Origin of the sequence: Oceanobacter sp. 1_MG-2023, assembly GCF_030689025.1 — a bacterium.
Classification (GTDB): Bacteria; Pseudomonadota; Gammaproteobacteria; order Pseudomonadales; family Oceanobacteraceae; genus Oceanobacter.
The window spans coordinates 1-19,361 of the sequence record NZ_JAUYWA010000026.1 but is presented as its reverse complement, the minus strand read 5'-3'; the positions used below and the strand labels follow the sequence as shown (position 1 = coordinate 19,361).

General features: G+C 52.0%; 17 protein-coding genes and 5 tRNA genes. 7 read left to right on the top strand and 15 right to left on the bottom strand.

What is annotated here, in order from left to right:
* The first annotated feature begins 144 nt into the window (after positions 1-144).
* Both Q8W22_RS14395 and Q8W22_RS14390 read left to right on the top strand, forming a co-directional pair.
* On the top strand, positions 145-1,014 hold the full coding sequence (locus Q8W22_RS14395; RefSeq protein WP_305452797.1) for a 6-carboxytetrahydropterin synthase: 870 nt from the start codon (positions 145-147) through the stop codon (positions 1,012-1,014).
* 81 nt (positions 1,015-1,095) lie between these two features.
* A complete protein-coding gene (locus Q8W22_RS14390) occupies positions 1,096-1,446 on the top strand; it encodes a RidA family protein (RefSeq protein ID WP_303434358.1) in 351 nt (116 codons plus the stop codon).
* 25 nt (positions 1,447-1,471) lie between these two features.
* Here Q8W22_RS14390 and Q8W22_RS14385 read toward each other — a convergent pair whose 3' ends face one another.
* Positions 1,472-2,035 (bottom strand): DedA family protein, encoded by a 564-nt coding sequence (locus Q8W22_RS14385; RefSeq protein WP_305413176.1) that lies wholly within the window; start codon positions 2,033-2,035, stop codon positions 1,472-1,474.
* A gap of 247 nt (positions 2,036-2,282) precedes the next feature.
* Here Q8W22_RS14385 and purB point away from each other — a divergent pair, with 247 nt between their 5' ends.
* Positions 2,283-3,647, top strand: a complete 1,365-nt coding sequence (purB, locus tag Q8W22_RS14380) for an adenylosuccinate lyase (protein ID WP_305413175.1) — start codon at positions 2,283-2,285, stop codon at positions 3,645-3,647.
* Between the two features lie 118 nt (positions 3,648-3,765).
* Here purB and Q8W22_RS14375 read toward each other — a convergent pair whose 3' ends face one another.
* Entirely contained in the window at positions 3,766-4,752 is a 987-nt protein-coding gene (locus tag Q8W22_RS14375) for a cytochrome-c peroxidase (protein WP_305452795.1), read from the bottom strand.
* A gap of 275 nt (positions 4,753-5,027) precedes the next feature.
* Between Q8W22_RS14375 and Q8W22_RS14370 the strand changes: the two genes are divergently transcribed.
* Positions 5,028-6,185, top strand: a complete 1,158-nt coding sequence (locus Q8W22_RS14370) for a cupin domain-containing protein (protein ID WP_305452794.1) — start codon at positions 5,028-5,030, stop codon at positions 6,183-6,185.
* A 28-nt stretch (positions 6,186-6,213) separates the two neighbouring features.
* Positions 6,214-7,176 carry a GNAT family N-acetyltransferase gene (locus Q8W22_RS14365; RefSeq protein WP_305452792.1) on the top strand — a complete coding sequence of 321 codons (963 nt, stop codon included), beginning with the start codon at positions 6,214-6,216 and terminating at the stop codon, positions 7,174-7,176.
* Between the two features lie 84 nt (positions 7,177-7,260).
* Here Q8W22_RS14365 and kdsB read toward each other — a convergent pair whose 3' ends face one another.
* From kdsB to Q8W22_RS14325, 8 genes are all read right to left on the bottom strand, one after another.
* Positions 7,261-8,034: a 3-deoxy-manno-octulosonate cytidylyltransferase gene (gene kdsB / locus Q8W22_RS14360; protein ID WP_305452791.1), complete on the bottom strand. Its 774-nt coding sequence runs from the start codon at positions 8,032-8,034 to the stop codon at positions 7,261-7,263.
* A 113-nt stretch (positions 8,035-8,147) separates the two neighbouring features.
* Positions 8,148-9,155, bottom strand: a complete 1,008-nt coding sequence (locus tag Q8W22_RS14355) for an NAD-dependent epimerase (RefSeq protein WP_303434365.1) — start codon at positions 9,153-9,155, stop codon at positions 8,148-8,150.
* Entirely contained in the window at positions 9,152-9,721 is a 570-nt protein-coding gene (locus Q8W22_RS14350) for an HAD family hydrolase (RefSeq protein ID WP_303434367.1), read from the bottom strand. Before Q8W22_RS14350 ends, Q8W22_RS14355 begins: the two co-directional genes overlap by 4 nt.
* A gap of 292 nt (positions 9,722-10,013) precedes the next feature.
* Positions 10,014-10,089 (bottom strand) — tRNA-Glu (locus tag Q8W22_RS14345).
* Positions 10,090-10,104: 15 nt separating this feature from the next.
* Positions 10,105-10,180: transfer RNA gene (locus tag Q8W22_RS14340), tRNA-Ala, on the bottom strand.
* A 108-nt stretch (positions 10,181-10,288) separates the two neighbouring features.
* The gene (gene gltX / locus Q8W22_RS14335; RefSeq protein ID WP_303434368.1) at positions 10,289-11,809 is read right to left on the bottom strand and encodes a glutamate--tRNA ligase; all 1,521 of its coding nucleotides are present in this window, start codon (positions 11,807-11,809) and stop codon (positions 10,289-10,291) included.
* A 95-nt stretch (positions 11,810-11,904) separates the two neighbouring features.
* Positions 11,905-13,281, bottom strand: coding sequence for a hypothetical protein (locus Q8W22_RS14330; protein ID WP_305452790.1), 1,377 nt, complete (start codon positions 13,279-13,281; stop codon positions 11,905-11,907).
* Positions 13,282-14,230: 949 nt separating this feature from the next.
* Positions 14,231-14,318: transfer RNA gene (locus tag Q8W22_RS14325), tRNA-Ser, on the bottom strand.
* A 375-nt stretch (positions 14,319-14,693) separates the two neighbouring features.
* Here Q8W22_RS14325 and Q8W22_RS14320 point away from each other — a divergent pair.
* Positions 14,694-16,154 carry an adenylate/guanylate cyclase domain-containing protein gene (locus tag Q8W22_RS14320; protein WP_303434913.1) on the top strand — a complete coding sequence of 487 codons (1,461 nt, stop codon included), beginning with the start codon at positions 14,694-14,696 and terminating at the stop codon, positions 16,152-16,154.
* 30 nt (positions 16,155-16,184) lie between these two features.
* On the opposite strand, the gene queF is transcribed toward Q8W22_RS14320, so the two are convergent.
* The 3 genes from queF to Q8W22_RS14305 are packed head-to-tail and all read right to left on the bottom strand — an operon-like array spanning position 16,185 to position 18,708.
* A complete protein-coding gene (gene queF, locus Q8W22_RS14315) occupies positions 16,185-17,009 on the bottom strand; it encodes an NADPH-dependent 7-cyano-7-deazaguanine reductase QueF (protein ID WP_305452789.1) in 825 nt (274 codons plus the stop codon).
* 5 nt (positions 17,010-17,014) lie between these two features.
* Positions 17,015-17,791: an ABC transporter permease gene (locus Q8W22_RS14310; RefSeq protein WP_303434911.1), complete on the bottom strand. Its 777-nt coding sequence runs from the start codon at positions 17,789-17,791 to the stop codon at positions 17,015-17,017.
* Positions 17,788-18,708 (bottom strand): ABC transporter ATP-binding protein, encoded by a 921-nt coding sequence (locus tag Q8W22_RS14305; protein WP_303434909.1) that lies wholly within the window; start codon positions 18,706-18,708, stop codon positions 17,788-17,790. The genes Q8W22_RS14310 and Q8W22_RS14305 overlap by 4 nt, the downstream gene beginning before the upstream one ends.
* A 26-nt stretch (positions 18,709-18,734) precedes the next feature.
* Here Q8W22_RS14305 and Q8W22_RS14300 point away from each other — a divergent pair, with 26 nt between their 5' ends.
* Complete coding sequence (locus Q8W22_RS14300) at positions 18,735-19,043, top strand: PA2817 family protein (RefSeq protein WP_303434908.1); 309 nt, start codon at positions 18,735-18,737, stop codon at positions 19,041-19,043.
* A 126-nt stretch (positions 19,044-19,169) separates the two neighbouring features.
* Here the strand turns inward: Q8W22_RS14300 and Q8W22_RS14295 are convergent.
* Together Q8W22_RS14295 and Q8W22_RS14290 are read right to left on the bottom strand one after the other, a co-directional pair.
* Positions 19,170-19,245, bottom strand: a tRNA-Gly gene (locus Q8W22_RS14295).
* 39 nt (positions 19,246-19,284) lie between these two features.
* A tRNA-Glu gene (locus tag Q8W22_RS14290) sits at positions 19,285-19,360 on the bottom strand.
* Between the last annotated feature and the right edge of the window lies 1 nt (position 19,361).

Sequence of the window (19,361 nt, the reverse complement as noted above, 5' to 3'; positions counted from 1 at the left end):
AACCCAGAATTGTCAGTATTTATCGATTCCAGACAGTGAATTGTCAGCAGCCACAACAAGGAGCTGGCAATGACTGTACCGCGAAGGATGCAGAGCGCGTTGCACTCGGCTAAAATGCCCGGCCAATTTGAGGTGACGCCATCTATGCAACTGTTCGTAAACCAGCTTACCAATGTCGATTTCAGCTACTTGGACGCCCAGCGCGGCCTGGTTGGAGAAACCTGGCTTGCCTCTGTCATACTGGACGGCATTCTGGACGAGCAAGGCATGGTCTGCGACTTTGGCATCGTCAAACAGACGCTGCGTTACTGGCTTGATGAACAGCTGGATCACCGCTTGCTGGTACCGGCACACTCTGACCGTCTCGAGTACCGTTGCCACGATGGCCGCATCACCCTGACCTGGCACGCAGATCAGGGAGATATCGAACTGGACTGCCCGGCAGATGCCGTCACACTGATCACTACAGACTGTATTACCGCTACCAGCACTTCGGCCTGGTGTCGCGAACAGCTCAAGGCCAGCTTCCCGGTCAACGTCGACCAACTGACACTGACCTTTGAACCAGAGCGTATCGACTCGGCGTTTTACCACTACAGCCACGGCCTTAAAAAGCACAACGGCAACTGCCAGCGTATCGCTCACGGCCATCGCTCACGGATCGAGATTTTCTGTAATGGTGAACGTTCGGACGAACTGGAACAGCAATGGGCGCAGCGCTGGCGGGATATTTACATCGGCACCAGCGCCGACCTTGTCGCCAACCAGGAAGAAGGTGAAGGTACCGGGCAGCACAAGGACCGTTATCACTTTGCCTACGACGCCCCACAAGGGCATTTTGAGCTGACCTTGCCACAGTCACAGTGTTACCTGATAAACACAGATACCACCGTTGAGCTGATTGCCGAGCACCTTGCCAGCACCATTGCCACCGGTTTGCCCGGCCAGCACATTCTGGTACGCGCCTACGAAGGCATCAACAAGGGGGCGATCGCCCAACGTCCGCAGGTCTGACAGCCACTCCGGCCAACCACCCGCCCATCGCTTATACCTCACCGCCGATAGACTGATCGGCGCTATCCAGGAGCCATAAATATGTCAGAGATTGAACGCATCCAAAGTACGGAACGCATGAGCCGCATCGTCAAACATAACCACACGGTTTATCTGTGTGGCCAAACCGCAGGCGACATTGACTGGGATATCAAGGAACAAACCCGTCGCTGCCTGCTCAAGATCGATAACCTGCTGCAAGAAGCGGGCAGCGGTCGCGACAAACTGCTGTCCGTGACGATTTACATCCGCGACATGAAAGACTTTGCCGCCATGAATTCCGTCTACGATGGCTGGATTGCAACCGTTGAAAAACCCGCACGCGCCTGCGTTGAAGCCCGTCTGGCACGGGCAGAGATTCTGGTTGAGTTCAGTGTTATCGCGGCGCAATAACAGCCCTAACGACCGCTTCGGGCGTTCAGGCACCGTTCGCCATATTCTGCCGGATCTTGCGCTGACCCAACACAAAGACAGCCAGCGCCACCGGCAGTAACCACCAGAGCCAGTCGTGCATCTGTTCAGCGTACTGACTGCCCAGCCAGTACGCCACACCAAACAATCCCGCCGCCCACACCACAATCGACACCACATTGGCCACCGTAAAGGTAAGCCCGGGCACCCGTGCCAGACCGCAGGCGATATAGCCAAACGTGCGTAACCCCGGCATACAGCGAATCAGCACCAACTGATGCCAGGGCGCTTGCTGCAGCGGCGTCACCTGACGGCGGATCATATCGTGCTGGAATTTCTGCGCCAGCCAGGGCCAGACCAGCGCCCCGCGGCCCATCAGGTACAGCGCTGAATCCCCGATAAACATGCCACCACAGGTGGCAAGAAAGGCAACCTCCGGCTGCATCCGCCCACTGGCTGCCAGCATCGCTGCTCCGATAATGGCGAGGTCTTCCAGCATAAAAGTCGACACAATCACCATCAGTACCAACCAGGACGGATCGTGCGATACCGCCAGCATCGAATCGAGCATAAAAACAGACACACCTCAAACAGACACAGACAAAACCGGCGCCAGGCCAGCCCTTGAACGGCGGCATTCTATCACCATGAACCAGGCCATTTGCCGCTCCGGTATAAAAACTTCCGCCAACAGCTGAGAAATAACGGTTTTTCCGGTAGACTTTCGCGCCTTTTTCAACAACAAGGTAACGGCTGGCCAGCGCTTGATGCCATCGCCCCCTTGTCTTCAGCAATCTGAACTCCAGCGAGAAATGTCTATGGAACTGTCTGCACTTACAGCAATTTCACCAATCGATGGCCGCTACGGCAGCAAGACGTCGGCACTGCGCCCGATATTCTCTGAATTTGGATTGATCCGTGCGCGGGTTGAGGTGGAAATTCGCTGGTTGCAACGTCTGGCAGCTCACGAAGCCATTACCGAAGTACCGGCTTTCAGTGACAGCGCCAACGCCCTGCTTGACGGTATTGTTGCGAACTTCAGTGAAGACGATGCGCTGCGTATCAAAGCCATCGAAGCCACCACCAACCACGACGTCAAAGCGGTCGAATATTTCCTCAAGGAACAGATCGCCGACAACGCCGAGCTGAATGCTGTCACCGAATTCGTACACTTCGCCTGCACCTCGGAAGACATCAACAACCTGTCTCATGCCCTGATGCTGAAAGCCGGTCGCGCTTTGATCAGTACCGAAATGCAAGCAATTGCCAACGCCATCCGCGCTTTGGCCCATGAGCATGCCGCCGTGCCGATGCTGTCTCGTACCCATGGACAAACCGCTTCGCCGACGACGCTGGGCAAGGAAATGGCCAACGTTGTCGCCCGCATGGAACGTCAGATCAGCCAACTGGACCAGGTACCGCTGCTGGGTAAAATCAACGGTGCGGTGGGTAACTACAATGCCCACTTCAGCGCCTATCCGGATGTAGACTGGCAAGCCAACGCTGACGCTTTTGTAACGTCTCTGGGGCTGACGTTCAACCCTTACACCACCCAGATTGAACCCCACGACTACATTGCCGAGCTGTTCGACACCATCGCCCGCTTCAACACCATTCTGATTGATTTTGATCGTGATATCTGGAGCTATATTTCATTGGGCTACTTCAAGCAGCGCACCATCGCGGGTGAAGTGGGTTCCTCGACCATGCCGCACAAGGTTAACCCGATCGACTTCGAAAACTCCGAAGGCAACCTGGGTATCGCCAACGCCATTTTTGGTCATCTGGCCGCCAAACTGCCGATCTCTCGCTGGCAGCGCGACCTGACCGACTCCACGGTATTGCGCAACATGGGGGTAGGTTCTGGTTATAGTCTGATTGCTTACGCCGCCAGTATGAAAGGCATCAGCAAGCTGGAAGTGAATGCACCACGTATCGCAGCTGACCTCGACAATGCCTGGGAAGTTCTGGCAGAACCAATCCAGACAGTGATGCGTCGTTATGGCATCGAACAGCCATACGAAAAACTGAAAGCCTTCACGCGCGGCAAAGCCATTACCCAGGATGCCATGGGCGACTTTATTGCCAGCCTTGAGTTGCCAGCAGCGGTGAAAGCAGAACTGAATGCCATGACGCCAGCCAGTTATATCGGCAACGCGGAGGCGCAAGCCAAGGCGGTCTGATAAACGCTGGGCTACTCCGATAACCCGGGCAGCCAGAAAGACAACGGCGAGTCAGATTCATGACTCGCCGTTGCGCTACATCGCCTAAAACCCACCGTCTTAAACCCAATGCCAGCCGTTAATCAAAGGGTTGTGGACGTGGCGTGCTGTCGGTGGATGGCGGCAAGATCGGCAACATAAAGGATGGTTGCTCGCCAGTCAGTGTTTTCAGGAAAGCCACTATCTGGGCATTTTCTGTATCACTGAAATGACGCCCCAGTTGCAAGCGCCCCATGATATCCACTGCCTCTGTCAGCGTGGCCGCTTCACCATCATGGAAGTATGGATAGGTCAGCTCGACATTACGTAATGTCGGCACTTTGAACTTGAAACGATCAATATCCTTACCCGTCACAGCCGCAACGCCTTCGGCCGGGTTATTGGTTTGATAAGCCTCTATCAGCCCCATTTTCTGGAACGAATTCCCTCCAACCGCCGGGCCATTGTGACAAGCAACACAGCCAGAATCCTTGAACAAGGTGTAACCGGCTTTTTCATCACTGCTCAGCGCATTTTTATCTCCCAGCAACCACTGGTCAAAACGGGAATTGGGCGTTACCAGCGTTTTTTCAAATTCGGCAATCGCTGTAGTCACCTGATCGATGGTTAATTGACTGGTACCGAATACCTGCTTGAATTCTGCAACGTACTGGGGAATGGACTGCAAGACATCCACCGCCAGTGTATGGGTAAATGCCATTTCTCCCGGATTGGCAATCGGCCCACCGGCCTGCTCTTTCAGGTCGGCCGCCCGGCCATCCCAGAATTGGGCAATATTCATCCCCGAGTTAAGCACCGTAGGTGAATTGATCGGACCCTGCTGCCAGTTGTGGCCAATGGAGGTTTTCAGGTTATCCGTGCCGCCCATGCTCAAGTTGTGGCAAGAGTTACAGGATATAAACCCGGATTTTGACAACCGGGGATCAAAATAGAGTTTTTTACCCAACTCCACTTGCGCCTGCTTGACGTCTTTTACAGCTTCCAAGGGCTGTATTGGCCCTACAGCCTGGGCTGTAGCGACACAGCCAAGCATTACCAGCGATACCACTAACTGATATTTTTTCATTATGTATCTCTCCCTGAGCGTCACCACGTTGATGTCGTAACCGGCTTTGTTGTAACTGCTGTTATAGTTATGAATGCCCGGTTCATTGACAACCAGCTAATGAATCGGAACTTGAGGAAGGTCAAAGAGGTAGCACAGTTCTTCGAGCGCAAGCCCGTCAAAAAACAGGCTCCTTGCATCTGGCTGACAAAGTTCAAACAATACGCGGCTTGGACATTCATTATTTTGCGAACCCGTGAATGCCATAGGTTCGCCCTGGTCAGGAACATTCTTTTATGCATCTCCTTGGTGATCTTTCGGTTGCAGTATTCCTGCGTGATTACTGGCAAAAAAAACCAGTTGTTATTCGTCAGGCCTGGCCCGGATTCCAGCCTCTGCTGGCAGCCGATGAGCTGGCTGGCCTGTCACTGGAGTCTGAAATCGAGTCCCGACTGGTGATGGAAAATGGCCCTGCCGGCCCCTGGGAAATTCGTAAAGGGCCGTTCGACGAAGCCGCCTTTGCAGACCTGCCAGACAGCCACTGGACGTTACTGGTACAGGCTGTGGATCACTGGATTCCGGAAGCGGCCGATTTGCTGGAGCATTTTCGCTTTCTGCCGGGCTGGCGTGTCGACGACCTGATGATCAGCTACGCCGTGGATGGCGGCAGTGTTGGCCCTCATTACGACCAGTACGACGTCTTTTTATTACAGGCCGAAGGTCAGCGAGAATGGCGTATTGGCCAGATGTGCAACGATGAATCCCCGATTATACAAGGACCGATGATACGGGTTCTGGCCGGGTTTGAAGAAACCGACCGCTGGGTGCTGGATCCGGGCGATATGCTGTACCTGCCGCCACAGCTGGCCCATTACGGCATCGCCCGGGGCGAGTGCCAAACCTATTCGATCGGCTTCCGCGCCCCCAGTGTCGCCGAACTGGCGCAGTCTGCACTGGATCAGGTATTAAGCAACAGCAGCGAAGATCAACGTTACACCGATGCCGATTACACTGCTCAGGAAGGCAATCCGGGCGAAATATCCGCCGCTGCCAAAACGCGTCTGGCCAAACTCCTGCAAGACATGCTGATGCAACCGGATCATCTGGGAGACATTCTTGGCACTTTAATGACAGAACCCAAATATCCGGAGCATCAATCCGAACGATTGAATGATGACGACTGGGAAGCATGGCGCAGCCAGCATCGGCAACTACCCGATTTACGCAAAAGTGAGCATGCTCGCTTTGCCTATCAGAAAACTGCCAGCGGCCTGGTATTTTACGCCCAGGGGAAAACATCAGTACTCGATAACGACGACCTGGAACTGGCGCAATTACTCAGCAGCCGCAACCAATATCCCCGTGAGCAGATGGCCGATGTCCCCTGCTCCAGACAAGGCTATGAACTACTGCGCCACCTCTGGTTACAACAACTGATTTATCAGGTTGAATGATGCCGATACTAATAAGAAGGAGACAACCATGAGCATTCGTATGGTGCGTACTAACTGGGCTGACCACCAGCAGGGCATCCGGGATGTCCGAGACCGGGTCTATATTCAGGAGCAACAAATTCCACAGGAGGAAGAATGGGATGAAGCCGCAGACCAGGTCGCTCATTATGTGGTCGCCCAGGATGGTGATCGCACTATCGGCTGCATTCGCCTGTTCGATGACGGTCATTTTGGCCGCTTGGCTGTCTTGCCGGAATACCGTTCAGCGGGTATTGGCCAACAGCTGGTTGAAGAGGTCAAGGCATTGGCAGAATCGATGTCCCTGCCTCTCTTGCTGGCCAGTGCACAATGCACCGCCATGAGCTTTTATTGGCAACTCGGCTTCTATAACGATGGTCACTTTTACCTCGATGCAGGCATTCCTCATCTGGATATTGCCTTGCCTCTGAACACCAGTCTCCCACCGGAAGATTATCAATACGCCTACCGCATCGGTCAGGACAACAACCGGCACACACTCAGCAGTGCCTGCGAGGTTTTGGGATTTTTACTGACCCAACTGTCCCAGCAACCCACTTCTGTCATGCTGGCCTTGTCTGATCCAGAAAATCCCTACTGGCATCATCCCTTGCTGATTTCAGCATTGGTCAAATATTTACGCCAAGGAAAACACCGGGCCATCCATTTGGTTATCCGGCACGACAACCACATTACGGACTTACCACTGTTCACCATGGCACGCCGAGTGGACAGCAAGGTTAAAGTCATGGTCAATAGTGATGTCGATCAGACCCAAGGCGTATTCGGGCGAGAAAGCTGGTTTGCTGAAGATCAATCCCAAACCGGGTCGGAAGCGAGCCAAGGGGCGCGCCCTATGCAACTGCAAGCGAATGCCGCCGATGCCAGAACGACCTGGACGATCCAGCAGGCTTTGACAAACAGCTTCAACAGCGGCAACCCCAGCAAAGAGTTACCGCTACGACACTTGTAATCGAATGGTGATTGTTCGCCGCACGGGTATTGGCAAATGGTGCCAGGGGCGGCGACACCACCCCGTCAGGTAACCTGAAGAGAGTTAGTCGGCAGCCATGGCTGCCAACAACTGCTCAACCCGAGCAACATCGCTTGGCGTATCGATACCATGTCCCGGTGGCTCATCAATCACCGACAGATGAATACGGACGCCATACCAGAGCGCCCGGAGTTGCTCCAGTGACTCAGCACCTTCCAGCGCGCAAGGTTCCATCGAGGTGTATTGCTTCAGGAACGAAACCCGATAGCCGTACATGCCCAAGTGGCGATATAAAGGCAGCTTGGTGGTCATTACTCCGGGATTGGCCTTGTAGCCATCGCGGTCCCAGGGAATACTGGCGCGGCTGAAGTACATGGCAAACCCGGCACGATCCAGCACGACCTTGACGACGTTGGTATCAAATGCATCGTCATCATCATGAATCGGCGTGCACAATGAGCTCATGCCCGCTTCCGGACGATCCAGCAAGCTCGCCGCAGTTTTTTCAATCAACTGCTGGGGAATCAACGGCTCATCCCCTTGCAGGTTGACAATCACATCCTGGTCTTCCCAGCCTCTCACTCGGGCGACTTCTGCAATGCGCTCAGTGCCGTTTTCGTGATTCACCGAGGTCATGACCACATCGGCTCCAAACCCACGGGCTACATCAGCGATACGGTCATCATCGGTCGCGACCACGATGTCCTTAATGCCGGTTTCCAGTGCGCGCTCATACACATGCTGGATCATGGGTTTACCGGCCAATTCAATCAGAGGTTTACCCGGTAAGCGGCTGGAAGCGTAGCGTGCTGGAATAACGATTTTGTAGTTTTTCATAACCTCAATCCGAGAGACCTGTGTCCAATACGTGCGTCAATTGTCTGCTGGCGCGAAAAGCACTAACCCTGAAACGGGCATCCACTGTGTGACCTGCCCTGGCAGCTGTCACATCACAAACCGTGATACTGACGATACCAGCCCACAAACCGCTCCATGCCATCGACCAGGCGCGTATTCGGAGCAAAATCCACGGCGGCAATCAAGTCATCGACCTCAGCATGGGTGGCCACAACATCACCAGGCTGCATGTCCATATAGTTGATCTTGGCCTTCACGCCCAGTGCATTTTCCAGTGTGGAGATAAATTCACCCAGCTCGATGCTGTTGTGATTGCCGATGTTATAAATTTTATAGGGTGCCGTGCTACAGCTTTTATCGCCGCTTTCCACCGTCCAGCCGTCAACGCCTGTGGGGATACGCTCAGTCACTCGCACCACGCCTTCAACGATATCATCGATATAGGTGAAGTCCCGCCGCATCTTGCCGTAGTTATAAACATTGATGGGATTGCCCGCCAGAATGTTTTTGGTAAAGCCCCAGGCGGCCATATCCGGTCGTCCCCATGGGCCATACACAGTAAAAAAGCGCAATCCGGTAATCGGCAGGCCATATAAATGAGCGTAGGTATGCGCCATCAGTTCGTTGGATTTTTTGGTGGCGGCATACAAGGAGACAGGATGATCAACACTGTCCGAAGTGGCAAACGGCAGCTTGCTGTTCAGACCATACACCGAGCTTGAGGACGCAAACACCAGATGCGGCGTTTGTTGATGCCGACAGGCTTCCAGTATATTGACAAATCCCACCAGGTTGCTGGCAACGTAGACATCAGGATGATCAATGGAATAACGCACCCCGGCCTGAGCCGCCAAATGCACCACCCGATCAAACTGGTGACTGTCAAACAGGTTGGTCATGGCAGCCTTGTCGGCCAGGTCCATTTTGACGAAGGTAAAACCATCTTGTTCGCCGACCCACGCCAGGCGCGCACGTTTCAGAGCAACATCGTAATAATCATTGAGATTATCGATTCCGACAACCTCATACCCTTTTGCCATCAGGCGCCTGGCCACATACGACCCGATAAAACCAGCAACGCCGGTTACCAGAGCTTTCATCCTTTCTGTTCCTCAAATTCAGGCAGCATCGCCTTGATATAGGCATCTTCCAGTGGCATTTGACTGCCAAGGATCAGATCAGCCACTTCTCGCGCCACACCACAGCCTCCAGCGGCCTGTGTGACGTGTGCAGCACGCTGCTGCACCATCCAGAACGCGTCGGCCGGAGCCATTGGCAGGCCGACCCGGGTCATGACTTTCAGATCGATCACATCATCACCGACATAACAGACCTGACCCGGAGTAATCTCCAGCTGCGACATAACCTCTTCCAGGCAAGGCCATTTGTCTTTGCTGCCAGGGTAAAAATGCCGAATCCCCAGATCCCGGGCACGTCTCGCCAAGGCATCGGAGCTTTTGGCAGAAATGATCGCTGTGGCAATTGCAAATTTCTCGAGCAGCTTGATGCCCACACCATCTTTGACATTAAAGTGCTTTACCAGCTCACCATCACCACTGTAGGTCAGCGTGCCATTGGTTAACACACCGTCAACATCAAATACCACCAGTTTGATCATGGCGGCTCGCTGCTGCAGTGCTTCCGGCAAGGGATTGGTCCAGGACATGAAAATTCCTCTGTGCAAGTATCTTGTCGCCCACTGGTTGATCACACAGTATCAGGTACCAGAACGGCGAACTGGTAGGCATTGTACCTTGCTGTCATTGTCAGTGCACATAAGCCGGTCAGCGCCAGCCACGACCACTAACAGATGGTAGACACACCAACCGCCAACACGCCTGATTTGGCTTTTGGCCCAGTCGGCAGATGCAGGTGCGAAGGGGGTAAAATTATATTCGCAAAATGACAGGCACAAAAAAAGCGGCTATCTGCCGCTTTCTTCTGATGCCAAATAGAGTTGGCATCCCCAAGGGGATTCGAACCCCTGTTGCCGCCGTGAAAGGGCAGTGTCCTAGGCCTCTAGACGATGGGGACATATTTTTTGAGATTTGGTGGAGCCTAGCGGGATCGAACCGCTGACCTCAACACTGCCAGTGTTGCGCTCTCCCAGCTGAGCTAAGGCCCCGTCTCAAAACGTGTGCGCATCTTACTTAGAGACCCTGTGGCCGTCAACTACTTTTTTAAAATAAATGTAAAAACAACCACTTGGCCTGATACGCAGGCCGTTACCAGCTTATTCGGCAGCCGCACGCTCAAGCAGAACCTGATCAATCGCACGCGCAATCCCGAAGTAATCCTTTTCCATTTTCTTCAGCCGCTTCTTGCCCACACCACCCAGCACATCAATCGCCACACGCAAACGCGCCCGACTCATATCCGGCCCGAGCAAGGTCATTGAATCCAGTACCGATATAGTCGAGGAGGTGCCCGCAATGGCAATAAAAAACGGAAACAGAAAATCACGGACTTTCAGATCCAGCTGCCCAGCCAGAGCAAACAAGCGCTGTTCAATTTCAGGCTTGTCCCAATGACGAATGGCTTCCAGCTGCCACAACCCAAACTGCAGGGTCTGCAACCGTTTTTCATCATCGTAAGCCTTGTGGTCAAACTGCTCAGCAGTCAGCGCAGGCAAGCCAGACAAAAAATGCCCTGCCAGCGGCACAACATCCGAGAACACGTCAACACGAGGCTGAACATGGGGCACCAGCGGCAGCATGTTTTCAGCACGCAAGCCCCAATTGGCAAATTGCTCACAAAAGGCCTCCGGTGACAAACCACGCAGCCACAGACTGTTCAGCCAGCGTAATTTATCGACATCAAATACCGGCCCACCCAAAGAGACACGCTTGATATCAAAATTGGCAAACATCTCATCACGACTGAACTGTTCACGCTCATCCGGCATCGACCAACCCATACGCCCCAGATAATTCAGCAGCGCTTCCGGCATAAAGCCCATGCGCTCATAAAACATGATAGAGGTTGGGTTTTTACGCTTGCTCAGCTTGGTTTTATCCGGATTGCGCAACAACGGCATATGACACAGCTGCGGCATTTCCCAACCAAAGTACTCATACAGCAGCTTGTGCTTGGGAGCAGAACTGATCCACTCTTCACCCCGAATCACATGGGTAATGGCCATCAAATGGTCATCGACTACGTTCGCCAGATGATACGTAGGCATACCATCGGATTTCAGCAAGATCTGCGCATCCACCTGTGCCAGGTCGAGTTCAATCGGTCCACGCAGCATGTCATTGACGACACAAATGCCGGCTTCCGGTACTCGCATACGCACAACAAAAGGAGCATTGTCTGCTTCACGACGCGCCACTTCATCCGCAGGCAGTTCCAGGTCGGAGGCTTTTAATGCTGTATTTTTACCCTCGGCTTCACGCTGAATGCGCAAGTCATTCAACTCTGCTGCCGTGCGGTAACATTTGAATGCACAGCCTTTATCCAGCAGCTGCTGTACATGATCGAGGTAAATATCGCGACGCTCACTTTGGCGGTATGGCCCATGAGGGCCACCCACATCCGGGCCTTCATCCCATTCCATCCCTAACCAGCGCAGGCTGTCGAGAATGGCCTGTTCGGACTCCGGCGAGCTGCGCTGCTGATCCGTATCCTCAATACGCAATAAAAACTGACCACCATGCTGGCGGGCAAATGCAAGATTGAAGAGTGCAATATAAGCGGTGCCAACGTGCGGATCGCCAGTTGGAGAAGGCGCAACTCGGGTGCGGACTGTCATGATGTCTCTCAAAACCAGATGAATTCAGCCCGGGATTATAGAGAAATAGACAGCAACTGGCACGGACTGTCGATCAATTCAGCCACGCCAAACCACTAAACCACAGAGACCTGGCGAGGTTCGGGATCGATAGACGCCAAGCATTCACCAACACAGTCACTCTGCAGATACGACGTGACCTTCTCCGCGATTCCGTGACATGCCTGTGTTATTCCATCTTCCACATAAAAATCACCGGCAACCAAGGCTTCTTGCTTCAGCCACTCGAGATAGCCACGCCGTATCGACAGCTCTGCCACATAATGGCAAGTCCAGAAGTGATCAAAATCCGGCTGCCCGTTGGCACACACCGCCAACACCGGATTGGCGTAAACAGCCTTGCCAATCACCAGCAAGGGAATACCGTGGTGAATGGCCGACAAACCAGAAGTGCTATTAATCGTAATCATACCGGCCGCATGGCGAGCCAATAACCCCAATGACCCGGTATCAATAATATCCACCCGATCGCCAACGCCCAGCCGTTGCGCCTCCTCGGCGATAAACGACAAGTAGTCACAGTGGCCTCGCTCCAAAGGATGTATTTTGAAGACAAGGCGGGTATTTAAAGGCGCGGTGACTGCGAACGACCTCATAGAGGAAGAGATCAACCGCATTGAATTCCAGCCAAGCGCGGCTGCTTGCATATTAGAGTCCGCAGAGACTTGCAGTGGTACCAGAAAAAAATGCTTGTCCCAATGCTCAAGTAATCGCTGGATCGTGGCAAAATTATTTCCCTGGCCAGCCAAACGCCGATACGCATTCCGCCCCCAACGAAAACACTCTTCCCACCAGTGAAAGCGGCGATGAAAGAGCTGTTTTTGAGCACCAATACTCAAAAAAGTGCGAATGCCATAATACATCGCCCCATAACGGCTCATTTTTCCGAAACTTTTGTATGGCACTCCCACTTCCGTCGTTCTTTCTTGCGGAGAAAAAAACACATCAGGCGTCACACCAGCCAATGGCGAACTGGCATTATTACCACCCTCTTCCATCGTCACAAAACCAGGTCGGATATACCCCTCTTCAAGCGACAACACCCGGATACCCAAACGCTCCGCCAACTGCCGGGCAATACGATGAGCCGGACGCTCGGACCCAAACAAGATAATGACATCAGGACGAGAAACGTGAAGGTATTTTCTTAACCAACGGCGCCATTCAATAAACCCGCCACTGAAATAAATGCGATTCTTACGGCAGGAATACAGCAAGTCCGCCGGATTAAAACAAATCCGGTTGACATCCATACCTTCAGACGTCAAATAACGCTGCAATCGCTTGAAAAATGGCCCAACAGGCCCTTGCAGTAGCAATACCTTGCCGTTATCGGAAGCCGCTTTACTGCTCGGATGACTTTTTTTGGATAATGACTCAGCTTGCATCAATGCCTGATGCAAGTGTGATGCGTCATCCGTAACAACCTTCATTGACCTGGCTCCATACCAACCATCTCATTGCTCAAGTATCCATTCGTGGCACAAACACAAACAGCACATTCAAAAATACGCACCAACCCAACCAGGTCATCAACCAAACCAAGAGCCTGCCAGGTAGAGCGACAGCCTGCTTCGGCTTCTCCCAAATGGTGTCGTTCATACATTAAAAAGAGCATTTGCCATCCAAATCAACACGTTACCTGTCGTATTCCGTATTAGTTGTCAGAGTGACAAGCAATTATCATGCAACAATCCGGACCTCATCAACAATGATCGACAAAATACCAAACCGATTTCAGAACTGATCTCACTGGAATTTGATGATACAGCATCTCGAAACACAGTACCGCGTGCCAGGTTCAAAAATCACACAAACAAGTTGTTATCCCCAATACTACTATCCGAATTTTTCACCCAACATACTTCCGCACGCTCAACATACCCCGTCACCCCCGAATTTCACAACCAGACCTCCAAGCGACACCCAAACAGACCAGCTTGATCACGGCCATGATCCAGTCAACCAGCCAGAACACAGCGCCCAGATGAATCCCGGCAAGCGGACAAAATCAGATGATTAATCCAATAGAAACTCAAGCCAGCAAAATGCCTGTTCGAGCGTTACGAATACAGCTCAGAATAGAAAAAAGAAGGGAATACAACAGATCACTTATTAAACGACTTCCAGGTCACTGCCACAAGATAAAAGATGAATACTTCCACCAACCTGGAAAGCCCTTTCCAGAATTAACGGGATATTTGTAACGTCCCTGATCAGTATCCAGTGCAGCAAACAACTTTTGACCAAACGCGGAGACACCAATCCAGAAGGCGCCACCTGCACACAAAAACAACGTATTCAGGATGACAGGATGATGAGTAACTTGCCGAACAAAAAAAGCCCCAAGCTATTAAAAGCTAAGGGCTCTTTATTGAATAATGGCGGTGAGGGAGGGATTCGAACCCTCGATACCTTGCGGTATACACACTTTCCAGGCGTGCTCCTTCAGCCACTCGGACACCTCACCTTACGTCAGGAACTTACCCCCAACAGAGGCCGCGCAATATACTGATCTACACCTAGCGCGTCAACCAAAAATTGTTGTTTATTGGCAGCCGCTCTTGAGTCACCCACAATATCCAGCACTCACTCCTCCACTCAAGCCCCTTGGCCAAGCCGGCAACACCCCATCTCGCAATCCCGAAATGGGCCAGATTTGATGCAACCAAGTTCTGCTTGGCTTTGTCATCTTTTCTTCATAACCTCAAGACATATATCAACCAGCACCATTTTCATCACGGACTCTCCTTGATGCAGCTCACATTTACCGCTATACAGGCGATAGTAATTCATTTTATTCAGATTCAGGGTGGCGGCAGCCGAAAGTACCCATGGCAGAACTATGAGCGATTTAGTCGAAAACATTGATACAGCCCCCCGAACCACCCCCTACCCAGATTACATTGCGCGCATACTGGGCTACGGGACGGGCGCAGTGACGATTGCTGCCGGTATTTTCATCCACTACTGGCCTGAAAATTTTTGGACCGCCTTGGCATTCTGCCTGGTCTACCCACACCTGGTCGAAGTCATTGAGCGTCGCACTCCCTGGAATCGCGATACAGCTCTCACTTTCTGGACACAAATAGATGCCGCCATTACCGGCCTATTACTGGGACTCATTCACGCGCCCATTGAACTGACCCTCCCCGCCTTGCTAATGCTGAATACCAGTCTGATTCTGACAGGCAGCAAGGCCAGCTGGCTGTCTGGCGTATTGATTTCTGCAACCAGCATGATGGCTTCTTATCTCTGGCTCAGCTCATGGCAGGCCGATCTTATACCTAATACCCTGGTTATTGTTTGTGGTGTAGCAACCGCGATTTTTTTTGCTGCCCTGGCACTGTTCGCCAGACGCCAGAGCAACCAGATTGGCGCCATGCAGTATCGCCTGAAAAGCCAGATAGACCGCTTTCAGGAATTATCGACCCAGGTATCCCGATACGTCGCTCCGCAAGTAAGAGAATCTATTTTTAATGGTAAACGCGAAGCCAAGCTTGAGACGCAACGCAAAAAGCTGGTTATCTTCTTTTCTGATATCGTTGGCTTTTCTTCCTTGTCGGAACAAATGGAAGCCGAGCCTCTCACCGATCTACTGAATGGTTACCTGACCGATATGTCCGAAATCGCCATGAAGTATGGCGGCACCATCGACAAATTTATTGGTGATGGCATTATGATTTTTTTTGGCGACCCGAACACCAAAGGCGTCAAACGGGATGCCCTGGCATGTGTTGCCATGGCCATTGAAATGCGCCGCCATATGCTCAAGCTGAGAAAACACTGGACCGAACAAGGAATGACGACGCCATTACAAATCCGCATGGGCATCAATACCGGCTATTGCACCGTTGGTAACTTTGGCACCGAAAGCCGCATGGATTACACCATCGTTGGCAAAGAGGTAAACCTGGCCAGCCGACTTGAAAGTGCGGCTGATGCCGGAGAAATCCTTATCTCTCACGATACATTCTCATTGGTTAAAGACAAAATCATCTGTCGACAACGAGGAACTGCCATGGTGAAAGGGTTCCGCGATCCGGTACCGCTTTATCAGGTAGTCGATTACCGCCGGGATCTCGGCGCCAACTCCGGCTTTATGAATCATGAAACCGAAGGTTTTTCACTGTATCTGGAATCCGAGAAAGTACGTGATAGTGAGCGCAGCAAGGTCGCTGAAGCACTGGAACAGGCAGCCAGTAAACTAAGAAACCAGGTCAAAACCCGCGCCCCAGAACGACAAGCCCCGACCGCCCAACAGCGTGCGGCCAAAGTCGCCGCACAGATGAAATCATCAAAATAAGCAACAGCCCCCAGACAACCTGCGCACCTCTTACTGACGAACGGTTCGGAAATTTTCCAGCGATACACCTTCAAGCGATGAGCGTACCGGGTTGATATCCAACCCTCCCCTGCGCACATAACGAGCACAAACGATCAAAGATTCAGGGTGGCAGAAGCGGTTGATATCCTGGAATATCTGCTCCACACATTGCTCATGAAAGCCCTGGTGCTGCCTCATCGACACCACATAAGCGAGAAAGGATTCAGGTACAATCACAGGGCCGCGATAATATACATACACGCTCCCCCAGTCTGGCTGCCCCGTCACCGGACAATTCGACTTCAGCAAGTGAGAGCACAACCAGCCATCAAATTCGCCATCTGCCGTCGCCAACAACGTACCATCGGGCTGATAGGCTGTAATAGTCACGTCCAGATCATCAACACACAGGGCTGTCGGTGCCGTGCCAAAGTCCAGTACATCCGGCAATGCCGTTAATTCAACCGTGACCGCACATCCCGCGGCCGCCGATAAATCAGCCGCCATCCGGGCCTGGACATCCGCAGGAGAGTCAAACCGAGTCTGGTTATAGGAATTCAGATATAACTTGAAGGACTTGGATTCAATCAGGTTGGCACCTGTAGCCGGAATCCGAAACTCCCCCATCGCCACCACAGGCTTACCTTTTGCGTTCAGCCATGACAATTCATACGCATTCCAGATATCTTCGCCATACACAGGCACAAAATCCCCCCCGACCAGACGGGAGCGGCCTTCCGCCCGAGGAATAGCAAACAATAAAGAGGCGTCATATTCATCCTTGTAAACAGACGACTTTCCCAGCGGGTTTAATTCAGAATCAATCGTTGCCATAACCTTTATTGCCTCATGCCAGTGCCGCGTTTGAGCAACCACAAACTATAGCTGCTCAGAATTACGATAAACACACCCATCATTAAAAATGAAAACACTACATCAACATCCGACACACCCAGAATGCCATAACGAAAGGTATTCACCATATATAAAATCGGATTCAGTTGAGATACCCACTGCCAATGCTCTGGCAGCAAACTGATCGAGTAAAAAACACCCCCCAGATACGTCAACGGTGTAATCACAAAAGTGGGAACAATCGCGATATCATCAAAAGTACGGGCATGCACCCCATTAATAAAGCCACCCAGTGAAAACAGCACCGCCGACAGCAAAACAATGCCGACCACAACGCCGATATGATGAATCGTCAAATCGGTAAAATACAACGACAACAGAGTCACAATGACGCCCACCATAACTCCCCTGGCGACTCCCCCCGAGACAAACCCCAGCAGAATGGTGGCAGGATGAACCGGAGCCACCATCAATTCCTCGATACTCTGCTGGAATTTATTACTGAAAAACGATGAGGCCACATTGCCATACGCATTGGTAATCACACTCATCATAATCAGACCTGGCACGATAAAGGACATATAGTCCACGCCACCCATTTCGCCGATCCGGGAGCCGATCAGATTACCAAAAATCACAAAATACAAGGTCATCGTAATTGCAGGCGGCACCAGGGTTTGCTGCCAGATCCGCGTAAAACGGCGAACTTCTTTAACCACGATCGTCTTTAATGCCACCCACTGCACGGTCAAATGACTCATTGGTTATCTCCTTGCACCAGATCCACAAACAACTCTTCCAGACGATTGGATTTGGGCCGCATACTACGCACCAGACACCCCTTGGCAGACAAGGCCTCAAACACGCTATTGATACTCTGACCCTCCTTGACAACCACCTCGATGGTATCCTCCCCCACAACCCGGACAACCCATCCGGCCAGCTGCAAATCGGCAGGAGCTTGCGACATCAGGTCAAACACAAAGGTCTCAGACTTCATATTGGCCAACAATGCACGAACACTGGTGCAGCGAACGATCTCCCCGCGATTGATAATCGCAATATTGCGACACAGTTGCTCCGCTTCTTCCAGGTAATGCGTAGTCAGAATAATGGTCGTGCCCGCTTCATTCAGAGCCTTCATAAAGGTCCACATCGAACGCCGCAGTTCAATATCAACCCCGGCGGTTGGCTCATCCAGAATCAGCACCTTGGGTTTGTGCACCAACGCACGAGCAATCATCAAGCGCCGCTTCATCCCACCAGACAACATCCTGGATGGCTCATCACGCTTATCCCACAGGTCCAGCTCTTTCAGCAGATATTCAGCGCTTGTTCGCGCTTCACGCCGACTCAGTCCAAAATATCCGGCCTGCGTGACCACAACATCTTCAACCTTTTCAAACTGGTTAAAATTAAACTCTTGCGGTACAACCCCCAAATTGAGACGGGCTCCAAATGACTGCTTATTGACGTCAAAGCCCATCACTTCAGCCAAGCCAGCCGTTTTTTGCACCAACCCCGATAAAATACCTAACGTGGTAGACTTGCCCGCACCATTCGGGCCCAGCAGGGCAAAAAAGTCCCCCTGCTCCACACTCAAATCAATCCCTTTGAGCGCCTGGAAACCATTGTCATACACTTTGGATAAGCCCTGAACTTTCAGTGCCGGAACCATACAAATCAACCTGTTTGAGAAAATACATGAGCGAACAACCGAACCACATCCGCTTGCTGCAAACACTAAAAAGCCGCTTGGCAGCGGCTAGTGAAAGCGAAGTCATCAGTACTGATATGATACACCAGCTTGAGTCTTTAATTGATCAGCTGACGCAACAGTCTGAAACAGCTTATGAAGATACCCGTCAATGGCTCAACAATCTGATGATGCACACTCCACAACTCGCCCCTGTTATTGATCGAGAACTGCTGTGGATCTTCGGTGGCGATTGCCTGCACTACCTAACCGATGAAGAAATAGACCAGTTCCAGCAACAGGATGAAGCACAATAAGGAAGCCGGGATACAACAGCTCAAGTGCGCCAATCACACCTGCACTTGAGCGGCGCTAAAACGCAGATTTTTTGGCAAAAATACAATAAAAAAGCCGACTCATTTCTGAATCGGCTTTTTAGAATCTGGAGCGGGAAACGAGATTCGAACTCGCGACCCCGACCTTGGCAAGGTCGTGCTCTACCAACTGAGCTATTCCCGCTTATCTCTTCCATACTACTCTATCATAGTATCAAGAGAGTGGCATCCCCAAGGGGATTCGAACCCCTGTTGCCGCCGTGAAAGGGCAGTGTCCTAGGCCTCTAGACGATGGGGACA

Bases quoted from the DNA above. Each gene is read 5' to 3' on its own strand.
- Q8W22_RS14305 (WP_303434909.1), bottom strand. From the start codon at position 18,708: ATGGTTCCGGCACTGAAAGTTCAGGGCTTATCCAAAGTGTATGACAAT.
- gltX (WP_303434368.1), bottom strand. From the start codon at position 11,809: ATGACAGTCCGCACCCGAGTTGCGCCTTCTCCAACTGGCGATCCGCAC.
- Q8W22_RS14310 (WP_303434911.1), bottom strand. From the start codon at position 17,791: ATGAGTCATTTGACCGTGCAGTGGGTGGCATTAAAGACGATCGTGGTT.
- queF (WP_305452789.1), bottom strand. From the start codon at position 17,009: ATGGCAACGATTGATTCTGAATTAAACCCGCTGGGAAAGTCGTCTGTT.
- Q8W22_RS14300 (WP_303434908.1), top strand. From the start codon at position 18,735: ATGAGCGAACAACCGAACCACATCCGCTTGCTGCAAACACTAAAAAGC.
- Q8W22_RS14375 (WP_305452795.1), bottom strand. From the start codon at position 4,752: ATGAAAAAATATCAGTTAGTGGTATCGCTGGTAATGCTTGGCTGTGTC.
- kdsB (WP_305452791.1), bottom strand. From the start codon at position 8,034: ATGAAAAACTACAAAATCGTTATTCCAGCACGCTACGCTTCCAGCCGC.
- Q8W22_RS14385 (WP_305413176.1), bottom strand. From the start codon at position 2,035: ATGCTCGATTCGATGCTGGCGGTATCGCACGATCCGTCCTGGTTGGTA.
- Q8W22_RS14390 (WP_303434358.1), top strand. From the start codon at position 1,096: ATGTCAGAGATTGAACGCATCCAAAGTACGGAACGCATGAGCCGCATC.
- Q8W22_RS14370 (WP_305452794.1), top strand. From the start codon at position 5,028: ATGCATCTCCTTGGTGATCTTTCGGTTGCAGTATTCCTGCGTGATTAC.
- Q8W22_RS14365 (WP_305452792.1), top strand. From the start codon at position 6,214: ATGAGCATTCGTATGGTGCGTACTAACTGGGCTGACCACCAGCAGGGC.
- Q8W22_RS14355 (WP_303434365.1), bottom strand. From the start codon at position 9,155: ATGAAAGCTCTGGTAACCGGCGTTGCTGGTTTTATCGGGTCGTATGTG.
- Q8W22_RS14395 (WP_305452797.1), top strand. From the start codon at position 145: ATGCAACTGTTCGTAAACCAGCTTACCAATGTCGATTTCAGCTACTTG.
- Q8W22_RS14320 (WP_303434913.1), top strand. From the start codon at position 14,694: ATGAGCGATTTAGTCGAAAACATTGATACAGCCCCCCGAACCACCCCC.
- Q8W22_RS14350 (WP_303434367.1), bottom strand. From the start codon at position 9,721: ATGTCCTGGACCAATCCCTTGCCGGAAGCACTGCAGCAGCGAGCCGCC.
- Q8W22_RS14330 (WP_305452790.1), bottom strand. From the start codon at position 13,281: ATGAAGGTTGTTACGGATGACGCATCACACTTGCATCAGGCATTGATG.
- purB (WP_305413175.1), top strand. From the start codon at position 2,283: ATGGAACTGTCTGCACTTACAGCAATTTCACCAATCGATGGCCGCTAC.